Origin of the sequence: Pseudophaeobacter sp. A-200-2 (assembly GCF_041008815.1) — a bacterium.
Taxonomy (GTDB): Bacteria; Pseudomonadota; Alphaproteobacteria; order Rhodobacterales; family Rhodobacteraceae; genus Phycobacter; species Phycobacter gallaeciensis_A.
In genome coordinates this window covers 220,658-234,076 of sequence record NZ_JAXGFU010000003.1, presented here as the reverse complement: position 1 = coordinate 234,076, position 13,419 = coordinate 220,658, and the positions used below count along the sequence as shown (strand labels likewise).

The window sequence follows — 13,419 nt, the reverse complement described above, 5'->3', positions numbered from 1 at the left end:
ATGCGCTCAGCTGGCGAGCGCCATCTCTTCTGGCTTCATCAGGCGGCCCATGTGGCGGCCGGTGTCCAGCATGCGGTTGGAAAAGCCCCATTCGTTGTCATACCAGCTGACCACCCGCACCAGCCCTTCGCTGGTGACAGCGGTCTGCGCAGCGGCAAAACAGGAGGAATGCGGGTCGTGGTTGAAATCGACCGAGACCATCGGATCCTCTTCATAGGCCAGAATGCCCGCCAGCCCGTTCTCCGAGGCTGCGCGCAGGGCGTCATTGACCTCTTCGACCGTGGCAGCGCGCTCGGGCACAAAGCTGAGATCGACAACCGAGACGTTCGGCGTCGGCACCCGGATGGCGGAGCCTTCCAGCCGTCCTTTCAGATGCGGCAGCACCTCTGCGATGGCGCGGGCGGCGCCGGTGGAGGTCGGGATCATCGACAGGGCCGCGGCGCGGGCACGGTAGGGGTCCTTGTGCGGGCTGTCGTGGGTCGGCTGGTCGCCGGTATAGGCGTGAATGGTGGTCATGTAGCCGGTCTTGATGCCAAAAGCCTGATCCAGCACCTGCGCTACCGGCGCCAGGCAGTTGGTGGTGCAGGAGGCGTTGGAGACCACCAGATCGTCCGCGGTCAGATCCATGTGGTTGACGCCATAGACTACGGTGCGGTCGACCTCCTTGCCGGGGGCGGAGATCAGGACGCGTTTCGAACCATTGCCCAAATGCGCCGCCGCCGCATCGCGGCTGGTGAACAGGCCGGTGCATTCATAGGCGATGTCGACGCCTTCCCAAGGCAGATCCGCCGGGTTGCGCTCGGCGCTGAGCCGGATGGTGTGGCGACCCACTCGCAGGACTCCGTCCGCGAGAGAGACAGGTGCGCGCAGGCGACCATGCACGGAATCGTATTTCAGCAGATGCAGCAGGGTTTCGGCGGGTGCCAGATCGTTGATCGCCACCACGTCGATGTCGGTGTCGCCGCGTTCCAGCAGGGCGCGCAGGACGCCACGGCCGATGCGGCCAAATCCGTTGATTGCGATCTTGAGGGTCATGGCATCTGTCTCCGTGCAGTGGGCGTGTTCAGAATCGCCCTTTAGTTGCGGTAGCGATAGCGGTGGCGCTAACATTTGTGTATTCGTTATCGATAACGATCAAGTAAATCAACCCTGCCTGAAAACATCGGCCAATCCCGGCCCGCTGCCTCTTGCGGCTGGGCGCGAAGTGCTGGACCATGCGCGCATGACAAAGAAGCTGCTGCTCAAGGACGTCGCCCGTCTGGCCGGGGTCAGTGAAATGACCGCCTCCCGCGCGTTGCGCGGGACTACGGATGTGTCCAAGGCAACCCGCGCGCGGGTCGAGGAAATCGCCCGCGCCCACGGCTATGTGCCCAATCGCATCGCGGGATCGCTGTCCTCGCAATCGGTCAATCTGGTTGCGGTGGTGGTGCCATCGCTGAACAGTTTCGTCTTTCCCGAGGTGCTGTCGGGGATTTCCCACGTGCTGAAGGAAACGCCGCTGAAACCGGTGGTTGGCGTCTCGGGCTATGAACTCGATGAAGAAGAGGCCGTGATTCGCGAGATGCTCAGCTGGCGGCCCTCGGGGCTGATCGTGGCGGGGCTGGAACATACCGAAGCCACCCGGCGCATGCTGGAGCAGGCGGATTGCCCGGTGGTGGAGGTGATGGATGTGGATGGCACCCCGGTGCGCCACTGCGTCGGCATTTCCCATCTGCAGGCGGGACGCGACATGGCGGCGCAGATCCTGTCGCAGGGTTATCGGCAGATCGGTTTTATCGGCACCAAGATGCCGCAGGATTTCCGCGCCCGTAAACGTTTTGACGGCTTTGTCGAAGGATTGGCAGAGCAGGGTGTCACGCTGATGGACCGGGAACATTATGCTGGCGAAAGCTCGATCCAGACCGGGCGCCAGCTGACCGCGCAGATGCTGGAGCGCACGCCGGAACTGGAGTGTATCTATTATTCCAGCGACGTGATGAGCGTCGGCGGTCTGATGCATTGCCAGGCCGAGGGGCTGTCGGTGCCCGGCGACGTGGCGCTGGCGGGGTTCAATAACCTGCAGATCCTGCAGGGGCTGCCGCAGGAACTGGCCACCACTGATGCCTGCCGCCGCGAGATCGGTGAGCGCGCTGCGCGCATCGTGCTTGAGACGCGGGAGGCGGATCAGCCAACGCCGCCCGTTTGCGTGCAGTTGAGCCCGACCATCAGCCTGGGGCGGTCGCTCTAGCTCTGCCTATCAGCCTTGGGACTGGCCGGGGTCCGCTGTCAGGATCGCCTCCATTCCTGCGGTGCAAAAGGCGATCAGCTGGTCGACCTGCGCTTCGGCGGCGCCGGGGCTCAGCGCCTCGATCCGCCAGCCGGTGTTGAGAAAGGCGAGCATCGCAGCCACGGAATAAACCTGACCGGTGGCGGCGGCCTGACGTTCAGCCTGCGGATAAAGCGCCAGAATCTCCTCGATGAACCGGTTGGCCGTGGGGTCGAAACACTGCGCCGCCAGCGGCCGCCAACGCGGATCGGCGGACACATGCGCCACCAAGCGGCCATAGTGCTGCCAATGGGGGCCGCCGGTGCGTGCCAGCGTCACATAGGCCCGCATGAAGACATCCAACAGGCCGCGCAGCGACAGGGCATCCTCGGCCCTGAGGCGTTCCAGCCCTGCCAGACGCACGTCGGCCAGTTCATCGGCACGGCGGGTGACGGTCTGGTGAAACAGCTCTTCCTTGCCGCCACCGTGATGGTGCACCAGCCCGACCTGTACTCCGGCCAGCGCTGCGATATCGCGCAGCGAGGCGCCTTCGAATCCGCGCTCGGCAAAAAGCGCTTCGGCGGCGTCCAGGATCCGCGCCTTGGTCTGCAGTGACCGCGCCGAAGGGGCGCGTTTGCGTTGTTTTTCCACGAAAAACTCCCGTTGGTGAAAATATCTTGCCTTATTTTGAACGTTTGTTCAATCTAATCTCGGAGGACAGGGAGGAATTATGACGGAAACGCGCGGGCAGTATGCCCTCATCGGCGCCGGGCCGATGGGGCTGGCCATGGCCAAGGTATTGGTCGAACAGGGCATTCCCTTTCAGGGGTTTGAATTGCATTCGGATGTGGGCGGTTTGTGGGACATCGAGGGACCGAACTCCACGATGTACGAAAGCGCCCATTTGATCTCATCCAAGCGGATGACGGAATTTGCGGATTTTCCGATGAAGGACGAGGTGGCCGAATACCCCTCGCATCGGGAGCTGAAAAACTATTTTCACGATTTTGCAGAGCATTTCGGCCTGCGGGAGCGGTATCGCTTCAACGCCGAGGTCCTGAAGACCGAACCATTGGGCGGTCCGGGCGAGGGCTGGCGCGTCACCTGGCGCGATCAGGAGGGCGAGCACAGCGCCGAATTTGCCGGTGTGCTGATCGCCAATGGCACCCTGTCCGAGCCGAACATGCCGACATTCCCAGGCGACTTCACGGGCGAGCTGATCCATTCCAGCCAATACCGCAAGGCCGAGCAGTTCGGCGGCAAGCGCGTGCTGGTGGTGGGCGCGGGCAATTCGGGCTGCGACATCGCGGTGGATGCGATCCACCATGGCAACAGCTGCGATCTGTCGATGCGGCGCGGCTACTACTTCGTACCGAAATACGTCTTTGGCAAACCGGCAGACACCATGGGCGGGCTGATCCAGCTGCCGATGTGGCTGAAGCGGCGTATAGATGGCCTGATCCTGAAATGGTTCGTGGGTGATCCGCAGAAGTACGGGTTTCCGAAACCCGATTACCAGCTTTACGAAAGCCATCCTGTGGTGAATTCGCTGGTGCTCTATCACGCGGGCCATGGCGATTTGAAGATCCGCCCCGATATTGACCGGATAGACGGCAAGACGGTGCATTTCACCGATGGCAGCAGCAGCGACTATGACATGATTCTCGCTGCGACGGGCTACAAGCTGCACTATCCCTTTATCGACAAGGAATTGTTGAACTGGCAGGGCGATGCGCCGCACCTGTATCTCAACGCGATGCACCCTGGTCGCGACGATCTGTTCGTCCTCGGCATGGTTGAGGCCAGCGGTCTTGGCTGGCAGGGACGGCACGAGCAGGCCGAGATGGTCGCGCGCTATATCAAGGGGCTTGAGACCGGCAATGCCGGGGCCAAGGCCCTGAAGGCGGAAAAGGCCGCGGGGTTTGAACGCGCAACCGGCGGTATGGCCTATCTGAAACTGGCGCGGATGGCCTACTACGTGGACAAGGCGACCTATCGCAAGGCGGTCACGGGCTGGATCAAGCGGCTCTCCGGGGCGGGCGCATGAGCGGGATTGACGAGATCACGCTGAATTTCAGCCCCGCCTCACTGACGCTTCTGAACGGGATCCTCGCGGTGGTGATGTTCTCCATCGCCATCGATCTGAAACCTTCTGATTTTCACCAGTTGCGACGGGCGCCCAAACCGCTGATCGTTGGGCTGCTGTCGCAGTTCATCGTGCTGCCGGTGCTGACCTTTGCGCTGGTCTGGCTGACCGCGCCGCGTCCCTCGATTGCGCTCGGGCTCATTCTGGTGGCGGCCTGCCCGGGCGGTAATATCTCCAACTTCATCACCCATCGCGCGGGCGGCAATTCCGCCCTGTCTGTGTCGATGACGGGGTTTGCCACCGTGGGGGCGATCCTGTTGACACCGGTCAATATTGGACTCTGGGGTGGGCTTTACCCACCGACGCGGGCGATCCTGCAGCAGACCGAGATCGACCCGGTGCAGATCGCCATCACCGTCGGTCTGATGCTGATCCTGCCCCTTGTGTTGGGGGTGCAGCTCAATATGCGGGCGCCCGATCTGACGGCACGCATCCGGCGGCCACTGCAATGGCTGTCGATGGGGATCTTCGTTGCCTTTATCGTGCTGGCGCTGGCGGCCAACTGGGGCTTCTTCCTGCAATTCGCAGGCGCGGTCGCCGGGCTGGTGATCCTGCACAATACGGTGGCGCTTGGCGGGGGCTGGATCACCGCGACGCTGGCGCGGCTGTCGCCTTATGACCGGCGCGCGGTGACGATAGAGACCGGCATCCAGAACTCGGGTCTCGGTCTGGTGCTGATCTTTGCCTTCTTCGGGGGCTTGGGCGGCATGGCCGTCGCGGCAGCCTTCTGGGGGATCTGGCATGCCATATCGGGGTTGGCACTGGCCGCTCTGATGTCCCGGACGGAGGCGGCGCAATGACCGAGGATGCAAAGACCAAAACCGTTCTGATCACCGGCGCTGCTGGCATGGTGGGCCGTGCCCTGCTGTGGGAACTGCCCGCCTGCCGGGTGATCGCCTCGGATCTGGCGCCGCCTGCGGATCTGCCCAGGGGCGGAGAGTTCTGCCGCATGGATGTCACAACCGATGATCCCGCCCGGGTCATCGGCGAATATAAGCCCGACGTGATTGTGCATCTGGCCTCCATCGTGACCCCGCCCAAGGGCAGCAGCCGCGATTTCGCTTATGCCGTCGATGTCGCGGGCACGCGCAAGGTGTTGGAGGCCGCCGTGGCGCATGGGGTGGAACGTATCGTCGTGACCTCCTCTGGCGCGGCCTATGGCTATCACGCGGACAACCCGCAGCCGCTGCGCGAGAACGACAGCCTGCGCGGCAATCCGGAGTTCGCCTATTCCGACCACAAGCGTCAGGTCGAGGAAATGCTGGCCGAATACCGCCGTTCGGCGCCGCAGCTGCAGCAGGTGATCCTGCGCGTCGGCACGGTGCTGGGGGCGGGCACGGAAAACCAGATCACCGCCCTGTTCCGCCGTCCGCGCCTGCTGGCGGTGACGGGCAGCGAAAGCCCCTTTGTCTTTATCTGGACCCGCGATCTGGCCCGCATTCTGGCCCGCGCGGCAACCGATGGGCCAGAGGGAGTCTTCAACGTCGCCGGGGATGGGGCCATGGGCGTCACCGATCTGGCGCAGGCGCTGGGTAAACCGGTTCTGCGCCTGCCTGCTTGGGCGCTGAAGGCGGCGCTGGCGCTCGCGAAACCCCTTGGTTTCAGCCAATACGGGCCGGAACAGGTGCGGTTCCTGCAATATCGGCCGGTGCTGGACAACAGCGCCCTGAAACGGGACTTCGGCTATACGCCCGAGCTGACCAGCGCCGAGGTGTTCGATCTGTGGAGGCAGCAGGCAGGCCTATGACGAAGAAGAAAACAGCAGTCATTTCCGGCGGCGCCGGTGGGCTTGGCCGGGCCTTGTCCACGGCGCTGCAGGCGCGGGGCTGGCGGGTGATCCTGCTGGATCTGGATATCTCGGGGCTGGACAGTAGCGAGACCCAGATCCCGATCCGCTGCGATCTGACCGATGCGACCCAGTTGCGCAGCAAGGCCGAGCAAATCGAGCAGCAGTATCCGGTGATTGATTTGGTCATCTACAACGCCGGTATCACCCAGATCGGGGGCTTTGATACCATCGACGAGGCCAGTCACCGGCGGGTGTTCGACATCAACTATTTTGCCGCCGTCGCCATGGCCGGGCATTTTCTGGCGGCGGTCCGGCGGGCATCGGGGACGCATATCGCGGTGTCTTCGGTGGCGGGGTTTGCGCCGCTTTATCATCGTACCTCTTATGCGGCGTCAAAACACGCGCTGGAGGGGTTCTTCAAATCCCTGCGCTCGGAAGAGCGGCCCTATGGTGTCGATGTGCTGATCGCGGCGCCGTCTTTCGTGGCCACCAATATCGGCAACGACCAGCGCCAGATCGACGGCATCGCGCGGCCCGGCTCAGCCACAGACGGGATGGATTACATGACGCCCGAGGCTGCGGCCGAGGAGATCCTGCGCGGGCTTGGCCGACGGCAGCCGATGATCCCGGTGGGACGGGTGGCGCGGCTGGCCTGGTGGGTGAACAGCCTGGCGCCGCGCCTTTACCAGCGGCTGATGGAGCGGCAGATCGGCGGCCACGAGGGTTAGGCGCCGTCGCCCTCTGTGTCCGCGTCCGGCAGGATCGGCAGCGAGAAGCCTGTTTTCACCCGGTTCATCACCACGGAGGTACGGAACCGGGTGATATTTTCTTCGTCAAAGAAATGCCGCCGGGTGAAGGCTTCGAAATCGGGCATGTCGCGGGCGGTCAGGATGACGATGAAATCGGCATTGCCGGTCACATAATAGCACTGCATGACCTCGGGCGCCTCGACCATGCGGCGGCGGAAGCGATCGATATCCTCGGCGCGCTCGCTGTGTAGGGTGACCTCGACGATCAGCATCAGCCCACGGCCCAGTTTTTCAGGATTGAGCATCGTGATATCGGCATCGACATAGCCCTGCGCGCGCAGCCGGGTCAGTCGCTTGCGGCAGGCATCGGGGGAAAGCCCGGCGATATGCGACAGGGCCTCGGCTGTCAGCCGGTTGTTGTCCTGGATCGCGGCAAGGATGAGCTGGTCGAATCTGTCCATGTCACGCCTCCTTAGGGCTGCAAGTTTGTCCGTTTTTCCGTGACTTGCACAGCCGGAGTGCTGCCATTGTCCGGTATTCTGCATCAAATGTGAAAAGTCATCAGAAAATCGGCCTGCAGGGCGGCGAAATTTCCGAGAAACCGATGGCGGTGTAGATTAGGTTGGGCAAAAATCGAACAACAAAAAGAAGAGGAGGTCGATCCATGGATGGGGCGTTGAGCAAGACACTCGATAACATGTGGCGGGGCGGCGCGTTGCCGGTTGCGGGAACTGAGCCTCAGCTTTATCCCAGCGTTGCCGCCGATGCGGTGGCCAAGCTGCTGACACTATGTCCGCGTCATGCGATCACACCGCTGATCGAGGCGGATGAGCTGGCGAAAAAGGCCGGGGTGGCCAGGATCTGGATCAAGGACGAGCGCGCCCGCATGGGCCTTGGCAGTTTTAAGGCGCTGGGCGCGGCCTACTGCATTGCCAGCGCAGCGGCCGATGCATTGAAGGACAAGATCGGCGCCTCTCAGGTCTGGGAAACGGCCCTGCACGGACAAACCTATGCCACGGCAAGCGCTGGCAATCACGGGCTGTCCGTTGCGGCTGGGGCGCGGCTTTTCGGGGCCGAGGCGGTGATCTACCTGTCGCGGGCGGTGCCCGAGGCCTTTGCCCAGCGGCTGCGCGACAAGGGCGCCCGGGTGGTACGCGCCGGTGATAATTACGAGGCCAGCATGGCCGCTGCTGCGGCGGATGCCGAAGAGAACGGTTGGACGCTGCTCTCCGACAGCTCATGGCCCGGCTACAGCGCCCCGGCTATCGCGGTGATGGAGGGCTATCTGCAATTGGCCGCCGAGGCTGTCGCCCAGATCGACGGGGTGCCGACGCATATCTTCCTACAGGCGGGTGTCGGCGGGCTGGCGGCTGCGGTGGCCGCCTATGCGCGGCAGGTCTGGGGGAATGCGCCACAGATCATCGTGGTCGAACCGGACGCGGCGCCCGCGCTGATCGAGAGTATTCGCAGCGGCGAATTGCAGGACACGCAGGGGCCGGTGTCCTCCATGGGGCGGCTCGATTGCAAGACCCCGTCGATGGTGGCGCTGAACGGGCTGGCGCGCGATGCCGATGTCTTCGCCACCATATCCGAGGAAGAAGCTGCCGCAGGGGTCCGGACCCTTGCCGAATATGGCTATGCAACGACGCCATCGGGCGGCGCCGGTCTGGCAGCGCTTTTGGCGGGGCGTGTGAAGGATCTGGGACCCGATGCGCGGGTGCTGGCCATCCTCAGCGAAGGGCCGGAAGATGGCTGAGCCCGCCCGCGGCTTTGACCGGGGTGAGTTCCTGCGGCGGCGCGATGCCCTGCAGGCGGGCATGGCGGCAGCGGGCATGGAGGCGCTTCTGCTGACTGCGGCGGCGGATATCTTCTATGTCACTGGGTTCCTGACGCGGTTCTGGGAAAGCCCGGCGCGCCCCTGGTTTGTGGTGGTCCCGGCCAAAGGTGACCCGGTTGCGGTGATTCCCGCCATTGGCGTGGATCTGATGCGGCAAAGCTGGATTTCCGACATCCGCTGTTGGGATGCGCCGGATCCGAAGGATGATGGCGTCAGCCTGCTGGCGGCGACCCTTGGCGATCTGGTGCCGGAAACCGGGGCCATCGGCACGCCGATGGGGCTGGAGACGCAATTGCGCATGGCGCTTGGCGATTACATGGCGCTGACCGCGCGCCTGGCGCCGCGCCGCATGGTGGATGCCACGGATGTGGTGCAGCGGGTGCGCGAGATAAAGTCTGAGGCCGAGGTGGCCAAGATCCGCGCCGCCTGCGCGGTGGCGGATCGCAGTTTTGCCCGGGTGCCGGAGTTCGCAGGCCCCGGCAGGCCGCTTGATGCGGTGTTCCGTGATTTCCAGCGGGTGCTGCTGGAAGAGGGCGCCGATTGGGTCAGCTACACGGCTGGGGGTGCCGGGCCGGGGGGCTACGGTGATGTGATCTCTCCGGCGACGCCGCAGCCGCTGGCGGCAGGCGATGTGCTGATGCTGGACACCGGTGCGGTGCGCGATGGCTATTTCTGCGATTTCGACCGCAACTACGCCATCGGTCTGGTCGCGCCTGAGACCGCTCAGGCGCATGCAGCGCTTTATGCGGCCACGGATCTGGCGCTGGAGCAGCTGCGCCCCGGCATGACTGCCGCGGATGCGCACCGGATTCTCTGCGAGGGGCTGCGTGCCCATGGCGCCACGCCCGGCGGTGGGCGGCTTGGCCATGGACTGGGGGTGACGCTGACCGAATGGCCCTCGTTTACGCCCAAGGATCAGACGGTGCTGCGCGCCGGGATGGTGCTGACGCTCGAACCGGGCGCCGAGATCGCCCCGGGCCGCATTCTGGTGCACGAGGAAAACATCGTCCTGCGCGACAGCGGCCCCGAGCTTTTGTCCACCCGCGCACCGGCAGAGCTGCCGGTTCTGGAGTAGATCATGCAGACTTTTCCCTATGAGCTGACTGGCCCGATCGGCAGCCGCGCAACCTTTGGCCATATCGTGCTGCAGGTGGATGAGACGCTGGAGCAGGACATGCGCCGCCTGCTGCCGGGAGGCGAGGTCGCCCATCATGTCAGCCGTATTCCCAGCGGCGATGAGCTGACTCCGGATACCATTGCCACCATGAAAGAGACGCTGCCTGCGGCTGCCGCGCTGTTGCCCCCGGCGGCGGAATTCGACGTGATCGGCTATGGCTGTACCTCCGGGACGACCTTGATCGGCGCGGACCGGGTCGCGGATCTGGTACGGCAGGGCGCTGCCTCGACCCATGTCACCGATCCTCTGACTGCAGCTCTGGCAGCGCTTGCGGCGTTGGACGTCCGGTCGCTGGCCCTGGTGTCGCCTTATGTGGAAAGCGTCAGCGCCCCGGTCCGACAGGCTTTTGCGGCGCGGGGGTATGATGTCAGCGGCACCGTGTCGTTCGGGGAAGAATTGGAGGCGCGGGTGGCGCGGATTGACCCGGCCTCGATCCACGCGGCGGCCCTTTCCGTGGCCGGGGACGCCGATGCGGTGTTCCTGTCCTGCACCAACCTGCGCACGCTTGATATCATAGACGATCTTGAGGCGCGTCTAGGCAGGCCAGTGCTGAGCAGCAATCAGGTGCTTGCCTGGCATATGGCGCAGTTGGCGGGGGCGCCGAAACAGTGCAAGGGCCCGGGGCGCCTGCTCGGGATCTGAGCAGGGACCAGGGGGCGATGGGGGAGTGCGTTGGGGGCGTGTTGGCGAAACCAAGAGCTGCCCAAACGGATCCGATTCGTCTGACGGCAGCATCGGTCACTTAGGGTGTGATCCTGCCCGAACGTCTTGGCGGCGAGCTGGTGGCACAAGTCCCTTAGGTTGTGCCGAGGTCGTTAGATATGCCTCAGACGAGGCGCGGAATGGATCTTGTGAAGATGTCATCTGACCGTGAAATGAGCGGTGCGTATATCGTGGCAGAAGCCTTTCTGGAACAGGCGGGCGCGACTGGTGTTGGCTTAAGTAGTTTTTATATATCAGGTGCTTAGTTTGCTATTGTGACTGATCTAACGCGTTGTGCTGCTGCGTAAATCACGGGTCCTTCAACCGTGGCGTGCACCTCTTTTCGACTCCATGCTAAATTATGTTTTAGGGTTTAATATTTTAATCTTGAAACAAAACAGAGAAGCCGCCTAGAGTTTTGAGGTCAGCCACCAGGCGGTGGGCCTGCCGGATGCGGCAGCCTTGCCCCGGGCGGCGGATGAAACGTCAGGATGTGAAATCCACCACTGCACGGCAAACGGCAGAAGGTGTCCCCGTCAGAGGGAAAAGGCGATCAAGGACTGGCGCCACCCGCGCGAAGCGGAAATAGTGGGGTCACAGGAATAACCGCGGCCAACGCGGATCCGGTCAATAACTGCAATAGGGAGACTAGAGGAAATGAAAGCAATCAAAACACTGGCGCTGGCGACAGCGGTGTCCGCTCTGGCCGTCGCGGCGCAGGCCGAGACCAAGATCGGCATGATCACCACCCTGTCCGGCGGCGGCGCCAGCCTTGGCGTGGATACCCGCGACGGTTTCATGCTTGCGATGGAAAACGCCGGGCGCGATGATGTCGAAGTGGTGATCGAGGACGATCAGCGCAAACCTGCAACCGCGGTGCAGATCGCGGATCAGATGATCCAGTCCGAAAAGGTGGATATCCTGACCGGTATCGTCTGGTCGAACCTGGCCATGGCCGTGGTGCCCTCGGCGACCGGACAGGGGCTGTTCTACCTGTCGACCAATGCGGCGCCGGCGCAGCTGGCGGGCAAGGGCTGCAACCCGAACTATTTCTCGGTCTCCTACCAGAACGACAACCTGCACGAAGCGGCCGGTGCCTATGCCACCAGCGCCGATTTCAAGAAGACCTTCATCATGGCGCCGAACTATCCGGCCGGGAAGGATTCCCTCAACGGGTTCAAGCGCTTCTACAAGGGTGAACTGGCGGGTGAGATCTACACCAAGCTGGGTCAGACCGATTATGCTGCCGAACTGGCGCAGGTCCGTGCCAGCGGCGCCGACTCGGTCTTCTTTTTCCTGCCTGGCGGAATGGGGATCTCCTTCCTCAAGCAATACGCCGCCAGCGGTATCGATCTGCCCGTAGTGGGCCCGGCCTTCTCTTTTGATCAGGGCATCCTGCAGGCCGTGGGCGATGCGGCGCTGGGGGTGAAGAACACCTCGCAGTGGAACAAGGATCTGGACAATGCGGCCAACGCCGAATTCGTCTCTGGTTTCCAGGAAAAATACGGCCGCCTGCCGTCGCTTTATGCGGCGCAGGGCTATGACACCGCCAACCTGATCCTGAGCGCGCTGGACAAGGCCGACGTGTCGGACAAAGACGCCTTCCGCGCTGCCCTGAAAGAAGCCGATTTCGCATCGGTGCGGGGTAAGTTCAGCTTTGGTCCGAACCAGCACCCGATCCAGGACATCTACGTCCGGGAGGTCATCAAGGAAGGTGATATCTTCACCAATAAGATCATCGGCACCAGTCTGACAGATCATTCCGACGCCTACGCGGCCGAGTGCAAGATGTAATCTGATCCTCCCTGCGGGGGCGCCGCATTGGCGCCCCCGTCAGAACGGAAATCTCCCATGTCCATTGTTCTCATTCTTGAGCAGATCCTGAACGGATTGCAGTTCGGGGTCATGCTGTTTCTCATGGCTGCGGGCCTGACGCTGGTCTTTGGCGTCATGGGCCTGATCAACCTCGCCCATGGTGCGCTTTATATGGTCGGGGCCTTCGCGGCGGCTGCGGTGGCCGGGCTGACCGGTTCCTTCCTGCTGGCGCTGATTGCCAGTTTGGCTGCGGCGGCTGCGGCCGGGGCCGTGGTCGAGATCGCGGTGATCCGGCGGCTTTATGACCGGGATCACCTTGATCAGGTGCTGGCGACCTTTGCGCTGATCCTGATTTTCTCCGAAGGCACCCGCTGGATCTTCGGCTCCTTTCCGCTGTTTCTGGATGTGCCTGCCGCATTGGCCGGGCCGCTCAGCCTGCCGGGCGGCATCGAATACCCGGCCTACCGCCTTGCCATTATCGGCATCGGGCTGGTGGTGGCAGCGCTGCTGTTCTGGCTGATCGCCCGCACCCGTATCGGAATCCAGATCCGCGCCGGTGAAGCCGACCGCGAGATGATCGCAGCGCTGGGGGTGGATATTTCCCGGCTGTATACGCTGGTCTTTGCCCTTGGCGCCGCGCTGGCGGGGCTTGCCGGTGCCTTGGTCGGAGCCATCCAATCGGTTCAGGTCGGCATGGGAGAGCCGGTTCTGATCCTCGCCTTTGTGGTGATTGTCATCGGTGGCATCGGCTCGATCAAGGGCGCGCTGGTCGGCGCGCTGCTGGTGGGGCTAACGGATACGCTGGGCAAGGTCTTCCTGCCGCAATTCTTTGGTCTGTTCCTGGAACCGGCCAGTGCTGCCTCGGTCGGGGCCTCGCTGGCGTCGATGCTGATCTACATCCTGATGGCGGCGGTTCTGCTGGTGCGCCCCTCGGGACTTTATGGGGGGAGCGCATGAGC

The 13,419-nt window shown here is 63.3% G+C and carries 14 protein-coding genes; 11 read left to right on the top strand and 3 right to left on the bottom strand.

Annotated features, from left to right (window positions below):
- Positions 1 to 6: 6 nt before the first annotated feature.
- The gene (gene gap, locus SM766_RS06025) at positions 7 to 1,035 is read right to left on the bottom strand and encodes a type I glyceraldehyde-3-phosphate dehydrogenase (RefSeq protein ID WP_274831363.1); all 1,029 of its coding nucleotides are present in this window, start codon (positions 1,033 to 1,035) and stop codon (positions 7 to 9) included.
- A 187-nt stretch (positions 1,036 to 1,222) separates the two neighbouring features.
- Between gap and SM766_RS06020 the strand changes: the two genes are divergently transcribed.
- Complete coding sequence (locus tag SM766_RS06020) at positions 1,223 to 2,227, top strand: LacI family DNA-binding transcriptional regulator (protein ID WP_368947230.1); 1,005 nt, start codon at positions 1,223 to 1,225, stop codon at positions 2,225 to 2,227.
- A 9-nt stretch (positions 2,228 to 2,236) separates the two neighbouring features.
- On the opposite strand, the gene SM766_RS06015 is transcribed toward SM766_RS06020, so the two are convergent.
- Positions 2,237 to 2,896 carry a TetR/AcrR family transcriptional regulator gene (locus SM766_RS06015; RefSeq protein WP_368947229.1) on the bottom strand — a complete coding sequence of 220 codons (660 nt, stop codon included), beginning with the start codon at positions 2,894 to 2,896 and terminating at the stop codon, positions 2,237 to 2,239.
- Between the two features lie 79 nt (positions 2,897 to 2,975).
- Between SM766_RS06015 and SM766_RS06010 the strand changes: the two genes are divergently transcribed.
- From SM766_RS06010 to SM766_RS05995, 4 genes are read left to right on the top strand one after another with little or no spacing between them, the layout of a single operon-like run.
- Positions 2,976 to 4,292: a flavin-containing monooxygenase gene (locus tag SM766_RS06010; protein ID WP_368947228.1), complete on the top strand. Its 1,317-nt coding sequence runs from the start codon at positions 2,976 to 2,978 to the stop codon at positions 4,290 to 4,292.
- Complete coding sequence (locus SM766_RS06005) at positions 4,289 to 5,191, top strand: bile acid:sodium symporter family protein (RefSeq protein ID WP_368947227.1); 903 nt, start codon at positions 4,289 to 4,291, stop codon at positions 5,189 to 5,191. Before SM766_RS06010 ends, SM766_RS06005 begins: the two co-directional genes overlap by 4 nt.
- Positions 5,188 to 6,138, top strand: coding sequence for an SDR family oxidoreductase (locus tag SM766_RS06000; RefSeq protein WP_368947226.1), 951 nt, complete (start codon positions 5,188 to 5,190; stop codon positions 6,136 to 6,138). The genes SM766_RS06005 and SM766_RS06000 overlap by 4 nt, the downstream gene beginning before the upstream one ends.
- Positions 6,135 to 6,908, top strand: a complete 774-nt coding sequence (locus SM766_RS05995; protein ID WP_368947225.1) for an SDR family NAD(P)-dependent oxidoreductase — start codon at positions 6,135 to 6,137, stop codon at positions 6,906 to 6,908. The genes SM766_RS06000 and SM766_RS05995 overlap by 4 nt, the downstream gene beginning before the upstream one ends.
- Here SM766_RS05995 and SM766_RS05990 read toward each other — a convergent pair.
- A complete protein-coding gene (locus SM766_RS05990) occupies positions 6,905 to 7,390 on the bottom strand; it encodes an Lrp/AsnC family transcriptional regulator (RefSeq protein ID WP_368947224.1) in 486 nt (161 codons plus the stop codon). The genes SM766_RS05995 and SM766_RS05990 overlap by 4 nt on opposite strands.
- Before the next feature lie 203 nt (positions 7,391 to 7,593).
- Here SM766_RS05990 and SM766_RS05985 point away from each other — a divergent pair, with 203 nt between their 5' ends.
- The 6 genes from SM766_RS05985 (at position 7,594) to SM766_RS05960 (ending at position 13,417) form a co-directional block, all read left to right on the top strand.
- Positions 7,594 to 8,685: a pyridoxal-phosphate dependent enzyme gene (locus tag SM766_RS05985; protein WP_368947223.1), complete on the top strand. Its 1,092-nt coding sequence runs from the start codon at positions 7,594 to 7,596 to the stop codon at positions 8,683 to 8,685.
- Complete coding sequence (locus SM766_RS05980) at positions 8,678 to 9,841, top strand: M24 family metallopeptidase (protein ID WP_368947222.1); 1,164 nt, start codon at positions 8,678 to 8,680, stop codon at positions 9,839 to 9,841. The genes SM766_RS05985 and SM766_RS05980 overlap by 8 nt, the downstream gene beginning before the upstream one ends.
- Positions 9,842 to 9,844: 3 nt before the next feature.
- Positions 9,845 to 10,585: a maleate cis-trans isomerase family protein gene (locus tag SM766_RS05975; RefSeq protein ID WP_368947221.1), complete on the top strand. Its 741-nt coding sequence runs from the start codon at positions 9,845 to 9,847 to the stop codon at positions 10,583 to 10,585.
- A 200-nt stretch (positions 10,586 to 10,785) separates the two neighbouring features.
- On the top strand, positions 10,786 to 10,911 hold the full coding sequence (locus SM766_RS05970; protein WP_368947220.1) for a hypothetical protein: 126 nt from the start codon (positions 10,786 to 10,788) through the stop codon (positions 10,909 to 10,911).
- 391 nt (positions 10,912 to 11,302) lie between these two features.
- A complete protein-coding gene (locus tag SM766_RS05965; protein ID WP_065272620.1) occupies positions 11,303 to 12,439 on the top strand; it encodes an ABC transporter substrate-binding protein in 1,137 nt (378 codons plus the stop codon).
- A gap of 57 nt (positions 12,440 to 12,496) precedes the next feature.
- Positions 12,497 to 13,417 (top strand): branched-chain amino acid ABC transporter permease, encoded by a 921-nt coding sequence (locus SM766_RS05960; protein ID WP_065272621.1) that lies wholly within the window; start codon positions 12,497 to 12,499, stop codon positions 13,415 to 13,417.
- Positions 13,418 to 13,419 lie beyond the last annotated feature (2 nt).